At 52.9% G+C, this 22,932-nt stretch carries 19 protein-coding genes; 12 read left to right on the forward strand and 7 right to left on the reverse strand.

Translation table 11 applies throughout. The features are described 5' to 3' along the window. Positions 1 to 131, reverse strand: a 131-nt coding sequence (locus BL249_RS05030) for an IS1 family transposase (protein WP_342633895.1), incomplete at its 3' end; no start/stop codon positions are given. Positions 132 to 193: 62 nt separating this feature from the next. Here BL249_RS05030 and BL249_RS05035 point away from each other — a divergent pair. Continuing rightward, positions 194 to 1,477 carry an MFS transporter gene (locus tag BL249_RS05035; RefSeq protein WP_099706660.1) on the forward strand — a complete coding sequence of 428 codons (1,284 nt, stop codon included), beginning with the start codon at positions 194 to 196 and terminating at the stop codon, positions 1,475 to 1,477. A gap of 12 nt (positions 1,478 to 1,489) precedes the next feature. Next, positions 1,490 to 2,428 (forward strand): amidohydrolase family protein, encoded by a 939-nt coding sequence (locus BL249_RS05040; RefSeq protein ID WP_099706661.1) that lies wholly within the window; start codon positions 1,490 to 1,492, stop codon positions 2,426 to 2,428. 21 nt (positions 2,429 to 2,449) lie between these two features. On the opposite strand, the gene BL249_RS05045 is transcribed toward BL249_RS05040, so the two are convergent. Continuing rightward, positions 2,450 to 3,253, reverse strand: coding sequence for a substrate-binding domain-containing protein (locus BL249_RS05045; RefSeq protein ID WP_099706662.1), 804 nt, complete (start codon positions 3,251 to 3,253; stop codon positions 2,450 to 2,452). Positions 3,254 to 3,541: 288 nt separating this feature from the next. Between BL249_RS05045 and BL249_RS05050 the strand changes: the two genes are divergently transcribed. After that, positions 3,542 to 4,159, forward strand: a complete 618-nt coding sequence (locus BL249_RS05050) for a trimeric intracellular cation channel family protein (protein ID WP_099706663.1) — start codon at positions 3,542 to 3,544, stop codon at positions 4,157 to 4,159. Here BL249_RS05050 and ligB read toward each other — a convergent pair. After that, complete coding sequence (ligB, locus tag BL249_RS05055) at positions 4,134 to 5,858, reverse strand: NAD-dependent DNA ligase LigB (protein WP_099706664.1); 1,725 nt, start codon at positions 5,856 to 5,858, stop codon at positions 4,134 to 4,136. The genes BL249_RS05050 and ligB overlap by 26 nt on opposite strands. 254 nt (positions 5,859 to 6,112) lie before the next feature. Here ligB and gmk point away from each other — a divergent pair, with 254 nt between their 5' ends. From gmk to BL249_RS05090, 7 genes are all read left to right on the forward strand, one after another. Beyond that, complete coding sequence (gene gmk, locus BL249_RS05060; protein ID WP_099706665.1) at positions 6,113 to 6,736, forward strand: guanylate kinase; 624 nt, start codon at positions 6,113 to 6,115, stop codon at positions 6,734 to 6,736. 54 nt (positions 6,737 to 6,790) lie between these two features. Further along, positions 6,791 to 7,066 (forward strand): DNA-directed RNA polymerase subunit omega, encoded by a 276-nt coding sequence (gene rpoZ / locus BL249_RS05065; protein ID WP_099706666.1) that lies wholly within the window; start codon positions 6,791 to 6,793, stop codon positions 7,064 to 7,066. A gap of 18 nt (positions 7,067 to 7,084) precedes the next feature. Next, positions 7,085 to 9,196 carry a bifunctional GTP diphosphokinase/guanosine-3',5'-bis pyrophosphate 3'-pyrophosphohydrolase gene (gene spoT, locus BL249_RS05070; RefSeq protein ID WP_099706667.1) on the forward strand — a complete coding sequence of 704 codons (2,112 nt, stop codon included), beginning with the start codon at positions 7,085 to 7,087 and terminating at the stop codon, positions 9,194 to 9,196. Between the two features lies 1 nt (position 9,197). Further along, entirely contained in the window at positions 9,198 to 9,893 is a 696-nt protein-coding gene (gene trmH, locus BL249_RS05075; protein ID WP_099706668.1) for a tRNA (guanosine(18)-2'-O)-methyltransferase TrmH, read from the forward strand. Continuing rightward, a complete protein-coding gene (gene recG / locus BL249_RS05080; RefSeq protein WP_099706669.1) occupies positions 9,890 to 11,971 on the forward strand; it encodes an ATP-dependent DNA helicase RecG in 2,082 nt (693 codons plus the stop codon). Before trmH ends, recG begins: the two co-directional genes overlap by 4 nt. 131 nt (positions 11,972 to 12,102) lie before the next feature. Next, positions 12,103 to 13,488 (forward strand): nucleobase:cation symporter-2 family protein, encoded by a 1,386-nt coding sequence (locus BL249_RS05085; protein WP_099706670.1) that lies wholly within the window; start codon positions 12,103 to 12,105, stop codon positions 13,486 to 13,488. A gap of 343 nt (positions 13,489 to 13,831) precedes the next feature. Continuing rightward, on the forward strand, positions 13,832 to 15,508 hold the full coding sequence (locus tag BL249_RS05090; protein WP_099706671.1) for an AsmA family protein: 1,677 nt from the start codon (positions 13,832 to 13,834) through the stop codon (positions 15,506 to 15,508). 106 nt (positions 15,509 to 15,614) lie between these two features. On the opposite strand, the gene fabY is transcribed toward BL249_RS05090, so the two are convergent. The 4 genes from fabY to typA form a co-directional block, all read right to left on the reverse strand. Next, the gene (gene fabY / locus BL249_RS05095) at positions 15,615 to 16,547 is read right to left on the reverse strand and encodes a fatty acid biosynthesis protein FabY (RefSeq protein WP_099706672.1); all 933 of its coding nucleotides are present in this window, start codon (positions 16,545 to 16,547) and stop codon (positions 15,615 to 15,617) included. A gap of 59 nt (positions 16,548 to 16,606) precedes the next feature. Next, positions 16,607 to 17,044, reverse strand: a complete 438-nt coding sequence (gene dtd / locus BL249_RS05100) for a D-aminoacyl-tRNA deacylase (protein ID WP_099706673.1) — start codon at positions 17,042 to 17,044, stop codon at positions 16,607 to 16,609. Between the two features lie 200 nt (positions 17,045 to 17,244). After that, positions 17,245 to 17,841 carry a glucose-1-phosphatase gene (gene yihX / locus BL249_RS05105; protein ID WP_099706686.1) on the reverse strand — a complete coding sequence of 199 codons (597 nt, stop codon included), beginning with the start codon at positions 17,839 to 17,841 and terminating at the stop codon, positions 17,245 to 17,247. Between the two features lie 132 nt (positions 17,842 to 17,973). Then, the gene (gene typA, locus BL249_RS05110) at positions 17,974 to 19,797 is read right to left on the reverse strand and encodes a ribosome-dependent GTPase TypA (protein WP_099706674.1); all 1,824 of its coding nucleotides are present in this window, start codon (positions 19,795 to 19,797) and stop codon (positions 17,974 to 17,976) included. 432 nt (positions 19,798 to 20,229) lie between these two features. Between typA and glnA the strand changes: the two genes are divergently transcribed. Both glnA and glnL read left to right on the forward strand, forming a co-directional pair. Continuing rightward, a complete protein-coding gene (glnA, locus tag BL249_RS05115) occupies positions 20,230 to 21,639 on the forward strand; it encodes a glutamate--ammonia ligase (protein ID WP_099706675.1) in 1,410 nt (469 codons plus the stop codon). A gap of 239 nt (positions 21,640 to 21,878) precedes the next feature. Beyond that, positions 21,879 to 22,928, forward strand: a complete 1,050-nt coding sequence (gene glnL / locus BL249_RS05120; RefSeq protein ID WP_099706676.1) for a nitrogen regulation protein NR(II) — start codon at positions 21,879 to 21,881, stop codon at positions 22,926 to 22,928. Positions 22,929 to 22,932 lie beyond the last annotated feature (4 nt).

The following is a 22,932-nucleotide window of genomic DNA, read 5'->3' on the forward strand; positions in this document are numbered from 1 at the left end:
TAAGCGTAAGTGAGTTGAAACACGCGGTGGCAGTCACGGCAGCGAAATCTGTCATAGCCTTTAGGGTTCTGACCATGGCGGTAAACCTGAACAGACTGACAACGGGGACAATGAACGTTAACGCTGGCCATAAGAGAACCTCAAAAGCCCGCATTATACATCAGATTCAACCAATTAGAGGCATCACCGAAATTTGGAAGAGCACACAGCAACGTATCCTACCCACTCCCCTGTCGATAACGGCCGTTCGGTCCGCTGGTATGTTTTTGCCGGCATTTTTGCCATCGTGGTCGTCAATTTCATCGACCGCACGGCGTTATCAATTGCCATGCCAACGATTGCAAAAGAGTTTGCCCTCAGCCCGGTATTACAAGGCCTGATTTTGAGCGCCTTCTTCTGGAGCTACGCGCTACTGCAGATCCCTGGCGGCTGGCTGCTCGATCGCTTTGGTGCCAGGGCAACAATTACCACCTCCACCGTGGGCTGGGGCCTGTTTCAGACCTTAGCTGCGTTCACTACCGGCGGCATCTCATTACTGCTGTGCCGGGTCGGACTGGGTGCTTTTGAAGCGCCACTGTTTCCGGCCGGTGCCAAACTGAATGCCGCCTGGCTGCCGCCCCATGAACGCGGACGTGGTGCATCCATTATGGATTGCGGCGCACCGCTTGGTGCCGCAATCGGAGGGGCAATCATTGCCGGACTGATTGCCATTTTTGATTCATGGCGCATCGCCTTTGCGGTGGCAGGCATTGCCACGGTTTTACTAGGATATGCCGCCTGGAAGCTATTAAGAGATACTCCGGCACTGCACGGTCGGGTCTCCGCAGCCGAACTGGCGATCATCGAACAATCAGCGACTAATGAAACAAATCAACCCCACGCTTACCACCCACCAGCGATAAAAATCAGAAGTATTATTGCCATTCTGGTTGGCCGGATGAGCTGGGCAATGATTAACTTCGGCTTACTGACCTGGGGCCCCAGTTACCTGGCTCAGGCCCGGCATCTCAATCTGAAAGAACTGGGCGGCGCAACCTTTGTTATGTTCGGGGCAGGCATGCTTGGTTCACTGTGCAGCGGATTCCTGGCTGACCGGCTACAAACCCGTGGCGTCAGGCGCCCTGTTGCTTATAAAAGTCTGTTAGGTATCAGCGGTGCCGGTCTGGCTCTGGCCTTCGTTATGCTACCCCAGGTAACGAATGTGGTCGGCGCGGTGGCCTTGCTGACGGTTACTCAGTTTTTCCTGTGGTTTGGTAGTCTCTACTGGAGTCTGCCAGCATTGCTGGCGCCAAAAGAGCGCGTCGGACTGGTCGGAAGCATGATGAATTTTGCCGGCAGCGCAAGTGGCATCGCCATCCCAATTATTGCCGGGTATATTTTGCAACAAACCGGAACTTACGAAGCTGTAATCCTGTTTTTTGCCGCCTGCGCCGGTGTTTACATGCTTGCCACGCTTGCGATCGCAATCAAAGAGTAAGGAATAATGACTATGCATCGCAAAAACCATGATCACTATCTGGCCTGCTGGGACGGGCCAATCATTGATGCACACCAGCATTTCTGGCAACCAGAAAAAAATCACTATCCGTGGCTGGAAAAAGACGTATCTATTCCCTTCAGATATGGAAACTATGATGCAATCAAGCGCTCATATCTGCCGGCAGATTTTTTACGGGATACCGCGCACCATCATGTTGTTGCCAGCGTCTACATGGAAGCGGAGTGGGATCCGGCCGATCCCATCGGCGAAACGCGCTATGTCCACCAGCTATCAGCAGAAACCGGCTTTCCCGCTGCGATGATTGCGCAGGCATGGCTCAATCGTGCTGATGTGGAAAGCACGCTGCAAACTCAGGCGACATTTCCGCTGGTGCGCAGCGTCCGGCATAAACCCGGCGGGGCCGCTTCCCCACAGGAGGCACAACAGCATAAATCACTGATGATGGATGAAACATGGCGCAGCGGATACGCCAGACTCAGCGGTCTGGGTCTCCATTTCGATTTACAAACTGCATGGTGGCATCTTGATGAAGCAAAGCAACTGGCGCGGGATTTTCCCGATACGCTGATTATTTTAAATCATACCGGATTACCTGCAGACCGGTCACAAGCCGGTCTTACCGGCTGGTCGGAGGCCATGCGGCGGTTTGCTCAGGCCCCCAACGTTGTGGTCAAAATTTCAGGGCTAGGCCTGGCTGGCAAGCCCTGGCACATTGACGACAACGCCTGGATTATCAAGGAAACAATTAATATTTTTGGCGTAAGCAGGTGCATGTTTGCCAGTAACTTTCCGGTCGACAGCCTGTGTGGCTCTTACGCAGAAATCTTTGACGGCTTTAAGCTGGTTGCCGCACGCTATTTCAGCCCAGGCGAACAGGAAAGCTTATTCTTCAGCAATGCCAGGTCGGTGTATAAAGTGGCCGTATAGTCATAGTAAAAACCAGGCCACTTATTCATTACTCTGCTGGTTTATTGGCGACATGCCTTTTTGCCGGATAATACCGGCAACGTCCGCCGAAGAAAGGTAATGGATAAAATCGCGAGCCAGCGAAGGATGAGCACTGTTATCCACTGGAACCGCTGAATAAAGCGTGGTTTTTTGTAGCGAACCGGGGAGTAATCCAACCACCGTGATCCCTTTAACCGCTTGTAATTCAGAAAGCTGTTGAAAACCGACATCCGCCTTTCCACTTGCAACGATTTTTCCAACCGGCGTGGCCGGAATCATGGTCGACTTAGCCAGCATTTGCTTTTCAATACCCAATTTTTTATATAATTTTTCTGACACATATCGTCCACTGGCGCTGTCAGAATAAGCGACATGGTGCGCCTGTAAAAGTACCGCTTTCAGCTTATCGGGCGTGGAAATATCCGGCTTACGTTTTCCGGCGGCAATCGCCAGCGCCACATACGAATTTGCCAGCGGCAGGCGGTTGTTGATACTGACCCATTTGCGCTCCACCAGCGGTTTAATCCCGGCATCCACCATCACCAGCACGTCGGCCGGCTGGTGGTGGGCCAGACGCTGAGGAATACTTTGGGGCGTGTTACCCATAGACGGTGCCGCTTCTAACTGCAGGTGCACCCCGGTGCGCTGCTGCCAGACGGGAGCCAGCTGTTCGAGAACCCCCATCAGCCCGCCTGAACAGAAAACGATCAGCGTCGTCTCCCGCGCAACAGATTGTGCGCTAAAAAGCATCAGTGGTATCAGTAACAGGAAAATAAACCGATTTTTTCTGGACTGTGTTTTCATAGGTTTTCTCTTGAAAATCAGGATGTTTACCTTTTTGCTCACCCACTTAATCAACGGACTGGTCAGCAAGCCAGGGGAATAAGATGATTACGCGTAACGGATGCCATCACTTTGTCGTTATTTTTTCTTATGCGGATATGTCAGAATCATGTCACTCATAGCACATAACCGGTGAAAATCGCCATATAGTCATAAGTAAAAGTTATCTGAATGGCGATAAATTAAAAAAACTCAGTCGCCCGGATGACGCGTACCCGGTACGCTTGCCATCGGTTTGCAGGAGTCGTTATGTTACTGACCGTTTTGTATATTATTGGAATAACCGCAGAGGCGATGACGGGCGCACTGGCCGCCGGACGTCGTAAAATGGATATGTTTGGCGTCATTATCATCGCCTCCGTTACTGCCATTGGCGGCGGATCAGTGCGTGATATCCTGCTGGGCCATTACCCGATTGGCTGGGTAAAACACCCGCAATATATTGTCATTGTTGCCGTCGCTGCGGTAATGACCACCGTGGCTGCGCCATTAATGCCTCATCTGCGTAAAGTTTTTTTAGTTCTGGATGCGCTGGGTCTGGTGGTATTTTCTATTATTGGTGCTCAGGTTGCGCTTGATATGGGACATCCTTCTCTTATCGCAGCGATCTGCGCGGTGATTACCGGTGTATTTGGTGGCGTGCTACGCGATATGTTCTGCAACCGCATCCCGCTGGTCTTCCAGAAAGAGCTTTATGCCGGCATCGCTTTCGCCTCTGGCTGGCTCTATATTTTGCTGTTGAAAACCACGCTGCCCGGTGAATGGGTAATGGTGATCACTTTACTGGCCGGTTTTCTGGCGCGTTTACTTGCGCTGCGTTTCCGGCTTGGCTTACCAACCTTCAATTATCCCCATCCCGAACAGTAAAATGTTTATCAGCAGCAGAAAGAACCGGGATACCCTGAAGCTGTAAAAAGGCAATCAGTTGCCGGACCCGACTATCGGCAAACCAGTGCTGAATACGTCGCGCCAGTCGCGGCCCTACCCCCGGTAATTTTCGCCATGCTGCCGGCGTCTTTTCTATCAGCGCCTGCCAGCTATTTACTGACAAAGTTTTTAATGCACGCTCTGGTAACGGTATCCCCAGCGCTTTTATCCAGCGCTGGATCGGTTGCCGTCGCGTCATACTGAACTGGTGCCAGAGCCAGGCCGCACGGGCGGGAGAAAAACCCGGCAACATGGCAATTTGCGCCTCACTTAGCGTCAGCCAGCTGAACAGATGTGTTACTGCACCAGCGCTCATCAACCGCTTCCAGTAATGCCGGCTTAAGCCGTGAATATCCAGGACCTCACGACTGCCCAGCCAGTCGAGACGCGCCAGCAGCTGCGCATCACACCCGTTATCCCGTCGCAGGCAACTCAGTGCGTGATAGCGATGTTCATCCGGTGGCGTGGGGTACACCCGTTTACGGGTACGCCAGACCACGCGGTCAAAACGAGGGATACCCAGACCAGCAAGCGATACGCTTATCTGATCGCCGGGGACAATATCGGCCTGACGCCAACGAGCCAGCGATCCCAGACTCACATGCCGCAGCTGCTTATCATCGAGCGAGCGCGGCTGAAGGTGCAGCACAACGGCAATACGGTCCATCCGGCCGAGGCTAAACGCAACGGCTTTCACTTCCGCAATCGTGTGCGGTGGCGGATATTTCCATGCCACCGCCCAGTCACCCTTGCCAGGACGCCAGTCTGCTCCCGCCAGCCGGGGATCACGATGGACAACCACGCCATCACTGACAAACGGTAACGGCGAGCGATACCAGCGCTGACGCCAGGCCGCAACCTCTGCGGCCTGCGCGACAGGTTGTGTCCATTTTGAAGAGAGTGAAAATCCCAATGTGGCCAACCGTTTCTGGCGTTCAGGCATAGTCACCGGACCGTCCGGCCAGGCCCAGATAAACAAGCCGATACCTGACAGCAAGGACGTGGCCCGTTTACGCCTTAACACACCGGCAACCCGTGCCCGGGCGTTAACGCTACCCTGCACGGCCTGCCGGTGATCTGTCATTGGCAAAAACAGTTCCCCTTGCAGTACCAGACTAAGCGGCAACGGCAGGTGTGCAGGAATCGCGCTGATCGCGCGTGCCTGCTCCGTCCAGTCCTCACCCTGGATACCATCGCCACGGCTAATCAAACGCTGCAAACGCCCGCGATGATATACCAGCGTCATCGCAATACCGTCGACTTTAGGCTGTACCCAGTAAGGGCCTGGCGACTGACGAAACCAGCGGACCAGCGCCGCTTTATTGGCCAGCTTACGCACCCCGACATGGGCAACGGGATGCACAGTACGCCCGCGCGCAACGCGCAGCGCATCCGGGATGCGATCGCCAGGCTGAAAGCAGTTATGCCAGTGGCGCAGACGGTCGCGTAGCGCATCGTATTCATAATCCGCAACCAGATTTTTTCCGTCACGGTAATACGCCCGATCCCAGCGGTTCAGCTGACGACTGAGCGCGGTAATTTCCCGGGCGGCCTGCGCCGATGACCATGACGGACACTGTGCGGCAACCGCCCCACTGATAACGATTAACCCTAGCATCCCTGCCGCTTTTAACTGCATAGCTTAGCGCCTCCTTGCTGCAAATGGCGTGACTGTAGCGGATCGCACAACGCACGGCGATCAGCTAAGCGTCTCTTTGTGCACCCAACCGCATGCTTTACCGGCAACCAGATGAAAGCGATATTTATTTTGCGAGACACCCCGTGGCGCTGAAGAAAAAAGTCGCAGGATAGCGGGAAACGCTGCATCCTCTTCGCCAGCCGTGTATACTGAACACGATATAGACTTCGCTTATCGGCATATCACAAACACACATGGCTCAAGGTACGCTTTATATTGTTTCAGCGCCCAGTGGCGCAGGGAAATCCAGCCTGATTCAGGCTCTGTTGAAAACGCAGCCGCTGTACGATACCCAGGTGTCGGTTTCCCATACCACCCGGGGAATACGGCCAGGCGAACAGCATGGCGAGCATTACTTTTTCGTTTCACATAACGAATTTTGCGACATGATTCAACAGGATGCATTTCTTGAGCATGCCGAAGTGTTTGGAAACTATTACGGCACCTCGCGAGCAGCGATTGAGCAAGTACTGGCAACTGGCGTCGATATTTTTCTTGATATTGACTGGCAGGGCGCTCAGCAGATCCGTCAAAAAATGCCGGGGGCACGCAGTATTTTTATTCTGCCGCCGTCAAGAGAAGAGCTGGACCGCCGGCTGCGAGGCCGCGGCCAGGACAGTGAAGATGTAATTGCAAAGCGTATGGCGCAGGCAGTTGCCGAAATGAACCATTACGCTGAATATGATTATTTAATCGTGAACGATGATTTTGATCTGGCGTTATCCGATCTGAAAACCATTATCCGCGCAGAACGTCTGCGGATGGGGCGTCAGCGCGCACGCCACGATGCATTAATCAGCAAACTATTGGCAGACTGAAGCCTCTTTCAGTATGATGCCCAGTCTTTTCGTCACCCGTGGAGTAGCACACATATGGCACGCGTAACCGTACAGGACGCAGTAGAGAAAATTGGTAACCGCTTTGACCTGGTTCTGGTCGCTGCTCGTCGCGCACGCCAGATGCAGACGAACGGTAAAGATCCGTTGGTTCCGGAAGAAAACGACAAGCCAACGGTTATCGCGCTGCGCGAAATCGAAGAAGGCCTGATAACCAGCCGCATCCTTGACGTGCGTGAACGTCAGGAACAGCAGGAACAGGAAGCTGCAGAATTGCAGGCTGTTACCGCAATTGCAGAAGGCCGTCGTTAATTATTTCGCAGGCCGCCCTTGTATCTGTTTGAAAGCCTCAATCAGCTGATTGAAAAATACCTGCCTGAGGAGCAAATCAAGCGCCTCAAGCAGGCTTATCTCGTTGCACGTGATGCTCACGAGGGTCAGACACGTACCAGCGGCGAACCCTATATTACCCATCCGGTGGCGGTCGCCTGTATTCTGGCCGAGATGAAACTCGATCATGAAACGCTGATCGCTGCGTTACTGCATGATGTTATTGAAGACACGCCGGCAACCTATCAGGATCTTGAGCAGCTTTTTGGTAAAAGCGTCGCCGAACTGGTCGAAGGGGTTTCCAAACTCGACAAGCTTAATTTCCGCGATAAAAAAGAAGCGCAGGCGGAAAACTTCCGCAAAATGATTATGGCGATGGTGCAGGATATTCGCGTTATCCTGATTAAACTCGCTGACCGAACCCATAACATGCGCACGCTGGGTGCCCTTCGTCCCGATAAACGCCGTCGTATTGCGCGCGAAACCCTGGAAATATACAGCCCGCTGGCTCACCGTCTCGGCATCCATCATTTAAAAACTGAGCTCGAAGAGCTGGGATTTGAAGCACTTCATCCCAACCGCTATCGGGTGATTAAAGAAGTGGTGAAAGCCGCTCGCGGTAACCGCAAAGAGATGATTCAAAAAATCCTTGCGGAAATCAACGGTCGTCTGCAGGAAGCCGGTATCCCCTGTCGCGTGTCAGGGCGCGAGAAACATCTCTATTCAATTTACTGCAAAATGCACCTGAAAGAGCAGCGTTTCCATTCCATTATGGATATTTACGCTTTTCGCGTCATTGTGCGGGATGTTGATACCTGTTACCGGGTAATGGGCCAGATGCACAGCCTGTATAAACCACGCCCCGGCCGGGTTAAAGACTATATAGCCATTCCAAAAGCCAACGGTTATCAGTCTCTGCACACTTCCATGATTGGCCCTCATGGCGTGCCGGTAGAAGTACAGATTCGTACTGAAGACATGGATCAGATGGCAGAGATGGGTGTTGCTGCCCACTGGGCTTATAAAGAACAGGGAGAAACCAGCACCACGGCGCAAATCCGTGCACAACGCTGGATGCAAAGCCTGCTTGAGTTACAGCAGAGTGCCGGCAGCTCTTTTGAATTTATTGAGAGCGTCAAGTCCGACCTGTTCCCGGACGAAATTTATGTGTTCACGCCAGAAGGACGAATTGTTGAACTGCCCGCGGACGCTACGCCGGTGGATTTCGCCTATGCTGTTCACACTGATATTGGCCACGCTTGTGTCGGCGCCCGGGTCGATCGCCAGCCTTATCCGCTTTCTCAGCCGCTGAGCAGTGGCCAAAACATCGAGATAATCACAGCACCCGGTGCCCGCCCTAACGCCGCCTGGCTGAATTTTGTGGTCAGTTCACGCGCCCGCTCAAAAATCCGCCAGATGCTAAAAAATCTTAAGCGGGAAGACTCAGTCAATCTTGGTCGGCGCCTGCTGAATCACGCCCTTGGCGGAAGCCGCAAACTGGCAGAAATTCCGGCCGAAAATATTCAGAAAGAGCTGGAACGCATGCGGCTGTCCAGCCTTGACGATCTGCTGGCCGAAATCGGCCTTGGTAACGCGATGAGCGTAGTAGTTGCCAGGAATCTGCAGCAAGGGGAACCGGCGATTCCGGCGCCGAATACTACGGCACGTAGCAAACTGCCAATTAAAGGTGCAGATGGTGTCCTCATCACCTTTGCTAAGTGCTGTCGCCCTATTCCGGGCGATCCCATTGTGGCGCACGTCAGTCCCGGCAAAGGTCTGGTTGTCCATCATGAATCCTGTCGCAACATTCGCGGTTATCAGAAAGAGCCTGAAAAATTTATGGCTGTCGAATGGGATACGGTAACAGACCAGGAGTTTGTGGCGGAAATTAAAGTGGATATGTTTAACCATCAGGGCGCGCTGGCCAATCTGACCGCTGCAATTAATACTGCCGGTTCAAATATTCAAAGTCTGAACACCGAAGAAAAAGATGGCCGCGTTTACAGTGCCTATATCCGCCTCACCGCACGCGATCGCATCCATCTGGCGAATATCATGCGCAAAATTCGCGTGATGCCGGATGTGATCAAGGTCCACCGCAACAGAAACTAACATGAACAGCCAACGTCACGCCCGCATCCGTGCCATGCTTGCCAGCCGCCAGCACGATCTGACGGTTTGCATGGAACAGGTGCATAAGCCTCACAACGTTTCAGCGGTGATACGCACAGCTGATGCTGTGGGTGTTCATGAAATTCACGCGGTCTGGCCTGGCCATCGAATGCGTACGATGGTGTCCACCGCAGCAGGTAGCAACAGCTGGGTGCAGGTTAAAACCCACCGCAGTATTACCGATGCGGTCGAACATCTCAAAGATCGCCAGATGCAGATTCTGGCGACCCATCTTTCTGATAAAGCAGTGGATTTCCGCGAAATTGACTATACCCTGCCCACCTGTATTCTGATGGGCCAGGAAAAGACCGGTATCAGCGAAACCGCGCTGGCACTTGCCGACCGGCAGATCATCATCCCGATGGTCGGCATGGTCCAGTCGCTTAACGTCTCCGTTGCCAGCGCGCTGATTCTCTATGAAGCGCAGCGCCAGCGCCAGATCGCCGGTATGTACCAACGAAAAGAGAGCACGCTGGATGTCAGCGAACAGCAACGTCTGCTGTTTGAAGGCGGTTATCCGGTGCTTGCCCGGGTTGCCAGACAAAAAGGCTTACCTGCCCCCGTTATCGGTGATAATGGCGAAGTCATTGCCAATCAACAATGGTGGGCCGCCATGCAAGCTTCGGTGGCCCGATGAAAGGCCGCCTGCTGGATGCCATACCGTTAAGTACACTTTCCGGGGTCGGTGCCAGCCAGGCCGCAAAGCTGGCAAAACTCGGCCTGCACAACGTGCAGGACCTGCTGCTCCATCTGCCACTTCGTTATGAAGATCGTACTCACCTCTATACCATCAATGATCTGCTACCCGGCATTTATGCAACCGTTGAAGGGGAAGTCCTGCGTACTGAGATCACCTTCGGCCGTCGGCGAATGCTGACCAGCCAGATTAGTGATGGCAGCGGCGTACTGACACTGCGTTTTTTTAACTTCAATGCCGGCATGAAAAACAGCCTGGCAACTGGCCGCCGCGTCACCGCATATGGAGAAATACGCCGTGGTCAGCACGGTGCAGAAATTATTCATCCGGAGTATAAAGTCCAGGGCGAGCAGGATATTACCGTTTTGCAGGAAACCCTGACGCCGGTCTATTCCACTACCGAGGGCGTGCGTCAGGCGACGCTGCGCAATCTTACTGACCAGGCACTGAAGTTGCTCGACACCTGTCCGATTGCCGAACTGCTGCCCCCGGAGCTAAGCCAGGGCATGATCAGCCTGCCGGATGCATTACGTATGCTGCACCGTCCCCCCCCAGATATGGCGCTGGCTGATCTTGATAAGGGTACGCATCCGGCGCAGCGTCGTCTCATTATGGAAGAGCTACTGGCACATAACCTCAGCATGCTGGCAGTGCGTGCAGGTACGCAGCGTCACCGCGCGTTAGCCTTTCAGCCATTGCCTTCGCTGCGCCAGCGGCTGCTGAATGCACTGCCATTTAAACCCACCGCAGCGCAGATGCGAGTCATCACTGAAATTGACCGCGATCTGGCCCATGATTATCCGATGATGCGTCTGGTACAGGGTGATGTAGGTTCGGGGAAAACACTGGTGGCAGCGTTGACCGCGCTGGCAGTCATTGCCCATGGTAAGCAGGTGGCACTAATGGCACCCACCGAGCTGCTGGCAGAGCAGCATGCCAACAATTTTCGCCAGTGGTTTGCCCCGCTGGGTATTGAAGTCGGCTGGCTGGCTGGTAAGCAGAAAGGAAAGGCGCGCAGCGCCCAGCAGGAAATGATCGCCAGCGGTCAGGTTGCGATGGTTGTCGGCACCCATGCCCTGTTTCAGGAGCAGGTGCAATTTAACGGTCTGGCCCTGGTTATCATTGATGAACAACACCGGTTTGGTGTTCATCAGCGGCTGGCATTATGGGAAAAGGGGCAAGAACAGGGATTCCATCCCCATCAGCTGATCATGACGGCAACACCAATCCCGCGGACGCTGGCGATGACGGCCTATGCCGACCTCGACACCTCCGTCATTGATGAATTACCGCCAGGCCGGACACCGGTAACCACCGTCGCTATTGCGGATAGCCGTCGTAATGAAATTATCGAGCGGGTAAAAAAAGCCTGCCAGCAGGAGGGACGCCAGGCGTATTGGGTCTGCACACTGATTGAAGAATCAGAGCTCCTTGAGGCTCAGGCGGCTGAAGCCACCTGGCAGGAACTGCAGGTGGCACTACCTGAACTGAATATTGGCCTGGTTCACGGGCGCATGAAACCCCAGCAAAAGCAGACGGTGATGCAAGCATTCAAACAAGGTGAGCTTCAGCTGCTGGTAGCTACCACGGTTATTGAAGTCGGCGTAGATGTGCCTGATGCCAGTCTGATGATCATTGAAAATCCGGAGCGACTTGGTCTGGCGCAGCTGCACCAGCTACGCGGGCGCGTCGGGCGCGGTGCCATCGCGTCACACTGCGTGTTGTTGTATAAATCACCACTGAGCAAAATTGCGCAACAGCGCCTGCAGGTGCTGCGTGACAGCAACGATGGCTTCGTTATTGCTCAGCGCGATCTGGAAATTCGCGGTCCGGGTGAACTGCTGGGTACCCGTCAGACCGGCAATGCAGAATTCCGGGTCGCCGACCTGCTGCGCGACCAGGCCATTATTCCTGAAATTCAGCGTATTGCCCGTCATCTTCATCAGCACTATCCGCAGCAGGCTAACGCCCTGATTGAGCGCTGGCTGCCGGAAACCGGGCGTTATACCAATGCCTGATCGCTATCACACCGCTTAAAACAGATTTATTCCTGCTGTGGATCGCCGAAAATCAGCCGCCAATAGCAAACGATTGCTTTTGGCGGGCATACGTTTAAAATCGCCACTTTGTTGTTAGCGGAAGCCACATTATGTCCACCAAAACCCCCGGGGAAAATCCGTCGCACAATACAACGGCGGCACCACGCAGCGAGCTGATTTACCGGCTGGACGATCGGCCGCCGCTGCCACAAACCCTGTTTGCTGCCTTGCAACATCTGCTGGCAATGTTTGTGGCAGTTATCACGCCGGCTCTGCTGATTTGTCAGGCCCTGAGCCTGCCAGCAGAAGATACCCGCCATATCATTAGCATGTCGTTATTTGCCTCCGGCGTGGCATCAATCTTACAGATAAAAACCTGGGGACCAGTAGGATCAGGGTTACTGTCCATTCAGGGCACCAGCTTTAATTTTGTCACGCCGCTGATTATGGGCGGGACGGCCTTAAAAACGGGCGGTGCTGACCTGCCATCTATGATGGCAGCGCTATTCGGAACCCTAATGCTGGCTTCCTGCACCGAAATGCTGCTGTCACGCGTGCTGCATCTGGCTCGCCGCATTATTACTCCGCTGGTATCCGGCATTGTGGTGATGATTATTGGCTTATCGCTGATTCAGGTCGGCCTGACCTCAATTGGTGGAGGCTTTGCCGCAATGAGCAATCACACGTTTGGCGCGCCAAAAAATCTGCTGCTGGCCGGCATGGTTCTGGTGGTTATTATTCTGCTTAATCGTCAGCGTAATCCCTATCTGCGCGTAGCCTCACTGGTGATTGCCATGGCCGCAGGTTACCTGCTGGCCTGGGCAATGGATATGCTGCCGCTGAATAACGCCGCTGAATATCCCCTGATCGCGGTGCCACGTCCTTTTTACTATGGACTCAGTATCGACTGGAACTTACTGATTCCCTTAATGCTGGTGTTTATGGTGACCTCACTGGAAACTATTGGTGATATCACCGCCACCAGCGACGTTTCAGAACAACCGGTCAGCGGCCCTCTGTATATGAAGCGCCTGAAAGGAGGCGTATTAGCGAACGGACTCAACTCGTTCGTTTCCGCTTTATTCAATACCTTCCCCAACTCCTGCTTTGGCCAGAATAACGGCGTTATCCAGCTGACCGGTGTGGCCAGCCGCTACGTGGGTTTTGTGGTGGCGCTGATGTTGATTATGCTCGGATTATTCCCGGCAGTAGCCGGTTTGGTACAACAGATTCCGGAACCGGTGCTGGGGGGAGCGACGATTGTGATGTTTGGTACCATCGCGGCTTCCGGGGTACGCATTGTCTCGCGTGAAACCCTTAACCGACGGGCAATAATGATTATTGCGCTGTCCATGGCGGTAGGTATGGGGGTATCACAACAACCGCTGATCCTTCAGTTTGCCCCTGAGTGGCTGAAAACACTGCTTTCATCAGGTATCGCCGCCGGCGGCATCACCGCTATTGTATTAAATTTACTGTTTCCACCAGAAAAATAATCCCAGGTTTTCCCGCACCCAGGCCAGGGGACAGAAAAGTAAACATACTGCCCCCTGTCTTAGGTTTTTTCGCCACACCCGACGAAAAATAGTGCTTTTCACCCGATGACCTCGACCACCGGCGGATCGCACGCCCTGAGCCGGTTATGTCAGTGCGCCAGTAAACCGAATACGATTCGCAAAACCTCGCTATTGTCTGGTTATGTCTGGTTGTGTCACCCTGCGGTTAGGGTATGCTGGTGCCGGGCAGTTTATTCGCGCCCGATTTCCTTTTTCGATCATTGAGCATTGCTAAAAAATCAGGCATAACAGAGCCTTGTCTGAGTTTCGTTGGGAAGGACACATGAAATTCTTTGGAAAAGCATTACTGACGCTGCTGCTGCTGTTTTTGCTGATACTGCTGACATTCTATATCCTGCTACAGACGCGCTGGGGTGCCGGCTGGATAAGCCGTGCCATCAGTAATAATACCGATTATCAGCTGCATCTGAGTAAAATGGAGCATCACTTTTCCTCTCCTTCCCATTTACTGCTTGATGACGTTATTTTTGGGCGCAAGGGACATTCCCCTACCCTGGCGGCAAAGCAGGTTGATCTCGGACTTGGTTTAATTCAGTTCAGCAATCCCCTGCACTTTGCCACAATCCGCCTTACGCGCGGTGCTCTGAATCTCAGCGAAAATAGTGCGGCCTTACCGCTAAGCGCCGACCGCCTTCTGCTGACACAAATGGCAATAAATAACCCACAGTTTGTCTTATCACTGAAGGCAGAAAAGGTCACCGGGGCGGTATCCCCCTGGAAACCTCAGGCCGGCAATTTTATTGGTAACGATAGCCAGTTTCAGTTCAGCGCCGGTTCGCTTAACCTGGCGGGAATGGATGCCGCTAACCTGTTAGTACAGGGTAAGCTGGCAGATAACCGCTTAACCCTCAGCAATTTTGGCGCCGATGTGGCTCGCGGCAGCCTGACAGGCAGCGCCTGGCGCGACGCCCAGGGTAACTGGACTATTTTCCGCCTGCAGCTGAGCAGCCTGCGTTTTCAGACCAGCAAAAGTCTGCATGACTTCTTTGCGCCGGTTTTTGCACTGCCTTCACTGAATATTGAGCGCCTTGATGTCACCGGCGCACGTTTGCAGGGTCCGGACTGGGCGGCCAGCGATCTTAATTTTTCACTGAAAAATGTTACCCTGCACAAAGGCGGCTGGCAGAGTAACGACGGCTCACTGTCACTGAATGCCAGCAGCGTTGTCAAAGGCACATTGCTGCTTAACGATCCGATTATCAACATGACATTTTCACCGCAGGGACTCCAGCTAACCCAGTTCAGTTCACGCTGGGTTAATGGCCTGATCCGTGCCGCAGGGAACTGGCAACGCAATACCAGAAAACTGACGCTGACCGATCTGGCATGTGTCGGTATCGAATACACCCTGCCTGGTAACTGGCGGGAACGCTGGATGAAACCGCTACCCGACTGGCTGGAAACGATTGAAATCAATCGCTTCAGCGCCAGCAATAACCTGATTATTGATATTAATCCCGATTTTCCATTCCAGATGACCGCACTGGAAGGCAACGGCAACGCTCTGCTGTTGGCTAAAAACCATCACTGGGGTATCTGGGGGGGATCATTAAGTTTCAACGCGGCGGGAGCCACATTTAACCGGGTAGATGTTCGGCATCCGTCAATAGCGCTAACGGCCAGTGACAGCCAGATTAATGTGACCGATTTAAGTGCCTTTGCACAAAATGGCTTACTGGAAGCAAAAGCGATTGTGACACAGACACCGCAACGCGCACTGTCACTGCGCCTGAGTGGTCATGACGTTCCGCTTAATCAGCTGGTCAACTGGGGCTGGCCGGCGCTGCCTTTGCAGGGAAACGGTAATCTGAATCTTGATTTAAACGCCAGCCTTGCTGCCGGCGTGCCGCTGCGGCAGAGCGCCAGCGGCACGTTATCTGCCTCCCAGCAGGACAAAACTATTCAGCAGACCATGAACCACGGAGTGGTAACGCAATAAGCAAACTGATTGCCGGGTGCCGGCAGTGCCGCATAAACCGAACGTGCGCACGGGTGCCCAACGTTCTGCAGGCTGATTTACCTACACCCGTATGCAGTAAGCCGGATTATTGTATCGGTGGCTCCAGCGGGTCGTCCGGATCGGCCGGTAAGACAAGATATACGCCTTCAAAGACCGCACCGCATTCGTCATTGCCATACAGCTCCACTTCCAGCTGCACCCTGGCTTTGCGTCCGCGCGCCAGCCTGTCAAGATCGCCACTTAACGACCCAAGGTCGGCAATGGCACCCGGGCGCCCGACCACCGGTTTACTGTAGCGGATATGCGCATCGGCCAGAATAATTGTCCCGCCGAGGTGACGTTCCCGCAGCAATAACCAAATCAGACCCCAGCCGGTCAGGGTTGCCAGTGAAAACAGGCTACCGGCAAACAACGTATGATGGGGATTCTGATTACCGGTTTCCGGCATTGTGGTAATAAACTTTTGTCCGGTGTACTGCAGAATACGCACACCCATTTTTTCACTCAATGGAATATGGTCATACCAGGCTTGCTGTAACTGCCCGCACCAGTCACCACGATGCAAAATGTCATCCAGTGTTACTACCGGTTTAACCATCAGAAAATGGCGCACCGGCGTGGTCTGAGGTGCCCTGATTTCGCCTTCATTGATATAACCCAGCTTGGCGAAAAACTCGACGGCATCTTCACGCGCACTGCAGGTAACACGTTTTACGCCTTCCTGCCTGGCAACCGACTCCAGCGTCATGGCAACCAGCGTACCCAGCCCTTTCCCCTGCACCGAAGGATGAACCGCCAGAAAGCGAATCGAAGCTTCATTGTCTCCGTTGATATAAAGGCGCCCAACCGCGACCGGATTATTATGCTCGTCCACCACCATCTGATGATGAGCCATCGCATCCCAGGCTTCACGTTCAGACCCCTTAGGTTGACGCAGAGGTTTGCGCAACATTTCCCAACGGAACTGATAATAAGCCGCAAGTTCTTCGGCTGTTTCGGGTACACGAAGATGGTACATACAAAGTTTCTCTCTGTTTAAGCCCGCCAGGTTTTTTCACCCGCCGGCTACTGCCTGCTTTATACCTGCAACCAGAAGGTGACCGGCCCGTCATTCACCAACGCAACCTGCATATCTGCGGCAAAACGGCCAGTCTCAGTGACAAGTCCACGCTGCCGGCAACAAGCGACAAAATAGTCATACAAACGTGCAGCCAGGTCCGGCGGCGCCGCGCCGGAAAATCCCGGCCGCATCCCTTTTTGGGTATCTGCCGCCAGCGTGAACTGGGAAACCACCAGCAGCGCGCCACCGGCCTGCTGCACGTTAAGATTCATTTTGTCGTTTTCATCGCTGAAGATGCGATAGCCGAGAACCCGCTCACACAGCCGATCTGCTTTCTGCTCGCTGTCATCTTTCTCTACACCCAGCAGCACCAGTAAACCGGCATTAATTTCTCCCACGCATTGCCCGTCAATTGAAACGCTGGCGCCGCGCACACGCTGAATTAATGCAATCATAATGATTTGTTCCCTGCACCTTATCCTTTTGGTCGTCCGTCAGCCAGGCGTGCTTTAGCGTGTCATCAATGACCCTGAGATACGTTAAACTTGCGCGTCATGGCGGAGGGGTATTCGCGGAACACCCTGATACGAGGATGCAAAAAAACCATAACGCTTTTCAGGTCGTGATGACCCCATGCCTACCAAGCATAACCGCATTACAGCCGGCTGGCGAAATAATCCGGGATAACGCGGGCATCAGTCACCTGCACTGCGTGAATTCCCAATCTGCGGGCGCTGTCAATATTGTCTGCATTATCATCAAAAAACACCGTCTGATCGGGAGTAAAACCTTCTTTATCCAGTACCTGCTGATAGATACGTGCTTCAGGTTTGCGCATGCCCATTTCCTGCGAAAGGTAGACATTGTCAGCCGCCTGCTGGACTTCCGGGTATTCTGCTGGCCAGAAACCACAGTGTAAACGGTTAGTATTGGACAGAATAACCACCCGCTCGCCTTTCTGTCGCAGCTGATTCATTATTGAGATAACCTCAGGGCGCACCCCGACAAATACCGCCTGCCAGCCAGCGCTGAACTGTTCAAAACTGAGCGCTAACCCTAACTGCTGACAGATGGCCGCCGCAAACTGCTGGTCACTGATCTCCCCGCGCTCATGCTGATGGAAGCTCTCCTCCATTGAGAAACGCTTTTGCAGTAAGGCCAGCGGCACCCGGCCTAAATCACTCCAGACACCCAATACGCGCTTGAAATCAATATCAACAATGACGTTACCCAAATCAAAGATATACAGCATAGTCATACCCTTCCTGCGTGCCTTTGATTCTCCACTCTAACCATAAAACGCCAGACTGAACAGGGTGCAGCAAATATGACAGATGTAAAAAGGGCCGGTAAAACCGGCCCTGTTGATATGATTTTTGCTGAATCAGACGTCTTTGCTGCCGCGCATCGCGCGCTTGCGGTCATTTTCAGTCAGATGGCGCTTACGAATGCGGATTGAAGCAGGCGTCACTTCCACCAGCTCATCATCATCAATAAACTCCAGCGCCTGCTCAAGGGTCATTCTTACCGGCGGAACCAGAATAACCGCTTCATCGGTTCCTGAAGCACGCATGTTGGTGAGTTTCTTCCCGGTCAGGCAGTTCACGGTCAGATCGTTAGAGCGGCTATGAATACCAATGATCTGGCCTTCATAAACTTCCGCACCGTGACCGAGAAACAGCTTACCGCGATCCTGCAAATTAAACAGGGCAAACGCCACCGCTTTACCCTGACCATTGGAGATCAGCACGCCATTAAGGCGCTGTCCAACATCGCCGGCGCGCACATCATCATAATGGCTGAAGGTAGAGTAAAGCAGGCCGGTACCGGAAGTCATAGTCATGAATTCATTCCGGAAACCAATCAAACCACGGCTGGGAATCACATAGTCCAGACGTACGCGACCTTTGCCGTCGGGATTCATGTTTTTCAGGTCGCCTTTGCGTTCACCCAGTGCCTGCATCACCGCACCCTGATGTTGTTCTTCAACATCCAGCGTCACGTTTTCAAAAGGTTCCTGACGACGGCCATCCACTTCACGGAAAATCACTTTCGGACGTGACACCGCCAGTTCGAAACCTTCACGCCGCATGTTTTCAATCAAAACAGAAAGATGCAGTTCACCGCGCCCGGAAACCCGGAAGGCATCCGCATCGTCGGTTTCTTCAACCCGCAGTGCCACATTGTGCACCAGTTCTTTATTCAGGCGCTCAAGGATCTGACGTGAAGTAACGTATTTCCCCTCTTTACCACAAAAAGGTGAGGTATTGACGCAGAAATACATCGATACGGTTGGCTCATCAACGCTCAATGCGGTCAGCGCTTCAACCTGCTGCGGATCACAGATGGTATCGGAAATATTCAGCTCACCCAGACCGGTAATGGCAACAATATCGCCCGCTTCAGCCAGCTCACTGTCAATACGCTCAAGTCCGAGATGACCCAGTACTTTGCCCACTTTACCATTGCGGGTTTTACCTTCACGATCGATAACCGTAACCTGCTGGTTTGGTTTAACTTTACCGCGCTTGATGCGTCCGATACCAATCACGCCGAGGTAATTGTTGTAGTCCAGCTGGGAAATTTGCATCTGCAGCGGCCCGTCCAGATCGACATCGGGTGCCGGCACATGGTCGATTATCGCCTGATAAAGCGCGGTCATATCGCTGCCCATATCAGTATGATCGCTACCGGCAATTCCCTGCAGAGCCGAGGCGTAAATAATCGGGAAGTCCAGCTGTTCGTCGGTGGCATCCAGATTAACGAACAGATCGAATACCTGATCGACCACCCAGTCAGGGCGCGCGCCCGGACGGTCAATTTTGTTAACCACGACGATAGGCTTCAGGCCATAAGCGAAGGCTTTTTTGGTGACGAAGCGGGTCTGTGGCATCGGACCGTCCATTGCGTCAACAACCAGCAAAACGGAGTCAACCATCGACATAACACGCTCAACCTCGCCACCAAAATCGGCGTGTCCCGGGGTGTCGACAATATTGATGCGGTAGTCATTCCACTTAATGGCAGTATTTTTAGCGAGAATGGTAATACCACGCTCTTTCTCCAAATCGTTGGAGTCCATTACGCGTTCGGTTGCTTCAGTGCGGGCATCAAAAGTACCAGACTGCTGCAGCAACTTATCAACCAGGGTAGTTTTTCCATGGTCAACGTGCGCAATAATAGCGATGTTACGCAATTTTTCGATCACAACTTTGCCTCAGGCATTAGAAATAGCGCGTTATTGTACACGGATTAAGCGAAATACTGAACGGAGATCACAAAATTCATCCTAACAATTCCTGTCTGCCCCATGACGCGCCATGTAAGCAACAGAAATCGAGACTTCACACCTTTTTTGCACCATTATAGTGCTACCTTCGCTTCAGTTGCACCATTATAGTGCTATAGATCGATCATGGTGCAGTATGCAACTTATGCGAGCGCGCATCATAGCGCTTTTTGCACCAAATAAAAAAGTTGGCACAGTTTTCGCTTTATCTTATTTAAGCAAAAACGTCTGTTTCCACAACGGTTGATAGCTTGTCAGAGTTCCTTACTCTTGTATTCAGCACGGCGTCAAAGTGTGCGAAGTATAAAAGGTTCTCTAACCACGACAATGAAAATCCAGGAGATTATAAGTATGTCCGCTGAAAACGTTCTGTCGATGATGAACGAGCACGAAGTGAAATTTGTCGACCTGCGTTTTACCGATACCAAAGGTAAAGAGCAGCACGTGACCATTCCGGCTCACCAGGTAAATGCCGACTTCTTTGAAGAAGGTAAAATGTTTGACGGCTCATCCATCGCTGGCTGGAAAGGGATCAACGAATCCGATATGGTGCTGATGCCTGACGCGACAACCGCTGTCCTGGATCCTTTCTTTGAAGATTCTACGTTAATTATCCGCTGCGATATTCTTGAGCCAGGTACCATGCAAGGCTATGACCGCGATCCGCGTTCAATTGCCAAACGCGCTGAGGACTTCCTGCGCTCTTCCGGCGTTGCCGATACCGTTTTGTTTGGACCAGAGCCGGAATTCTTCATTTTTGACGATGTTCGTTTTGGCAGCAGCACTGCGGGTTCACACGTCTCCATTGACGATATTGAAGCAGCCTGGAACACGGCAAAAGAATATGAAGGCGGCAACAAAGGCCATCGCCCATCAATTAAAGGCGGTTACTTCCCGGTTCCACCGGTTGACTCCGCTCAGGACATTCGTTCAGCCATGTCAATGACCATGGAACAGATGGGACTGGTTGTTGAAGCCCACCATCACGAAGTGGCCACTGCCGGCCAGAACGAAGTGGCGACCCGCTTTAACACTATGGTGAAAAAAGCCGACGAAATTCAGATCTACAAATATGTCGTGCATAACGTAGCGCACGCCTACGGTAAAACCGCTACTTTTATGCCTAAACCGATGTTTGGCGATAACGGTTCAGGTATGCACTGTCATATGTCTCTGGCCAAAGATGGCAATAACCTGTTCGCTGGCGATAAGTACGGCGGCCTGTCAGAAACTGCGCTGTATTATATCGGTGGCATTATCAAACATGCCAAGGCCATTAACGCCCTGACTAACCCGACAACTAACTCATACAAACGTCTGGTTCCGGGTTATGAAGCACCGGTAATGCTGGCTTACTCAGCCCGTAACCGTTCTGCATCCATCCGTATCCCGGTGGTTGCCAGCCCGAAAGCGCGTCGTATTGAAGCCCGTTTCCCGGATCCAGCGGCCAACCCTTATCTGGCATTTGCCGCCCTGCTGATGGCCGGCCTCGACGGTATTATCAATAAGATTCACCCTGGCGACGCCATGGACAAAAACCTCTACGATCTGCCGCCGGAAGAAGAGGCCGAGATTCCAAAAGTTGCCGGTTCGCTGGAAGAGGCCCTGAACTGCCTGAACGAAGATCGTGAGTTCCTGACACGTGGTGGCGTCTTCACCGATGACACCATCGATGCTTACATTGCGCTGCGCAAAGCGGATAATGATCGGGTACGCATGACACCGCATCCGGTTGAATTTGAACTGTATTACAGCGTCTGATTGGGTTAGTTGTGTTATTCCACAAGTTTCATGTTACTGCAATCCCCAACCAGCAGCGCTGGCTGGGGACAACACCGCCCGCGGCGTTGTAATGCGAAAGGCGTGGAAGATTTTTTGTTGCCGTGGAAACTTTCAGCCCATCTTCGGATGGGCTTTTTTCTCCGCGAATTCATCATAAAAACCGATGATTTTTGGATAAAACCACTATAATGCACTAAAACAGTGCAGGGGAAGACTGAATGGCAACTGGCACGCTGCCCGATGCTGGGCAGATTCTCAACTCTCTGATCAATAGTATTTTGCTGCTTGACGACGATCTGGTGATTCATTACGCCAATCCGGCGGCGCAGCAATTACTGGCGCAAAGCTCACGTAAGCTCTTTGGTACGCCATTACCAGAGTTAACCGGCTATTTATCGCTGAATATCGACGTCATGCGTGAAAGTCTGGCGACCGGACAAGGTTTTACCGACAGTGAAGTGACGCTGGTTGTCGACAGCCGTGCCCATATCATGTCGCTCACGGCCCAACGCCTGGCGGACGGTTTTATTCTGCTGGAAATGGCCCCGATGGATAATCAGCGCCGTCTGAGTCAGGAACAAATTCAGCATGCTCAACAGGTTGCCGCCCGCGATTTAGTCCGCGGACTGGCCCATGAAATTAAAAATCCGCTTGGTGGGCTGCGCGGTGCCGCACAACTGCTGGCAAAGGCATTGCCAGACCGGGCGCTGACAGAATACACCCAGGTCATTATTGAACAGGCTGACCGCCTGAGGAATCTGGTTGATCGATTGCTTGGACCGCAGCAGCCAGGAATGCACATTACTCAAAGCATCCATCAGGTCGCTGAGCGCGTGGTTAATCTTGTCTCAATGGAACTGCCTGACAATATCACCCTGGTGCGCGACTACGATCCCAGCCTGCCAGAATTGCCGCACGATCCCGACCAGATTGAGCAGGTTATCTTAAATATTGTGCGTAACGCCATGCAGGCGCTGGGCGAAACGGGAGGCACTATTACCCTGCGTACCCGAACCGCCTTTCAGCTCACTTTGCACGGCGTACGTTACCGCCTGGTTGCACGTATTGATGTTGTTGATGATGGGCCGGGTATCCCGGCGCAATTACAGGATACGCTGTTTTATCCGATGGTCAGCGGCCGTGAAGGAGGAACCGGACTCGGTCTCTCTATTGCCCGCAGCCTGATCGATCAGCATTCAGGAAAAATTGAATTCAGCAGCTGGCCTGGCAACACCGAATTCTCCATTTATCTGCCGATTCGTAAATAGGGGT

The sequence above is a fragment of the Erwinia sp. OLFS4 genome (assembly GCF_002752165.1).
Taxonomy (GTDB): domain Bacteria; phylum Pseudomonadota; class Gammaproteobacteria; order Enterobacterales; family Enterobacteriaceae; genus Izhakiella.

What these genes read in the sequence shown, in the direction of transcription:
- yihX (WP_099706686.1), bottom strand. Translation starts at nt 17,841, where the DNA reads ATGCTGTATATCTTTGATTTGGGTAACGTCATTGTTGATATTGATTTC.
- recG (WP_099706669.1), top strand. Translation starts at nt 9,890, where the DNA reads ATGAAAGGCCGCCTGCTGGATGCCATACCGTTAAGTACACTTTCCGGG.
- fabY (WP_099706672.1), bottom strand. Translation starts at nt 16,547, where the DNA reads ATGTACCATCTTCGTGTACCCGAAACAGCCGAAGAACTTGCGGCTTAT.
- BL249_RS05045 (WP_099706662.1), bottom strand. Translation starts at nt 3,253, where the DNA reads ATGAAAACACAGTCCAGAAAAAATCGGTTTATTTTCCTGTTACTGATA.
- gmk (WP_099706665.1), top strand. Translation starts at nt 6,113, where the DNA reads ATGGCTCAAGGTACGCTTTATATTGTTTCAGCGCCCAGTGGCGCAGGG.
- glnL (WP_099706676.1), top strand. Translation starts at nt 21,879, where the DNA reads ATGGCAACTGGCACGCTGCCCGATGCTGGGCAGATTCTCAACTCTCTG.
- BL249_RS05085 (WP_099706670.1), top strand. Translation starts at nt 12,103, where the DNA reads ATGTCCACCAAAACCCCCGGGGAAAATCCGTCGCACAATACAACGGCG.
- ligB (WP_099706664.1), bottom strand. Translation starts at nt 5,858, where the DNA reads ATGCAGTTAAAAGCGGCAGGGATGCTAGGGTTAATCGTTATCAGTGGG.
- trmH (WP_099706668.1), top strand. Translation starts at nt 9,198, where the DNA reads ATGAACAGCCAACGTCACGCCCGCATCCGTGCCATGCTTGCCAGCCGC.
- BL249_RS05050 (WP_099706663.1), top strand. Translation starts at nt 3,542, where the DNA reads ATGTTACTGACCGTTTTGTATATTATTGGAATAACCGCAGAGGCGATG.
- glnA (WP_099706675.1), top strand. Translation starts at nt 20,230, where the DNA reads ATGTCCGCTGAAAACGTTCTGTCGATGATGAACGAGCACGAAGTGAAA.
- BL249_RS05040 (WP_099706661.1), top strand. Translation starts at nt 1,490, where the DNA reads ATGCATCGCAAAAACCATGATCACTATCTGGCCTGCTGGGACGGGCCA.
- rpoZ (WP_099706666.1), top strand. Translation starts at nt 6,791, where the DNA reads ATGGCACGCGTAACCGTACAGGACGCAGTAGAGAAAATTGGTAACCGC.
- BL249_RS05090 (WP_099706671.1), top strand. Translation starts at nt 13,832, where the DNA reads ATGAAATTCTTTGGAAAAGCATTACTGACGCTGCTGCTGCTGTTTTTG.
- dtd (WP_099706673.1), bottom strand. Translation starts at nt 17,044, where the DNA reads ATGATTGCATTAATTCAGCGTGTGCGCGGCGCCAGCGTTTCAATTGAC.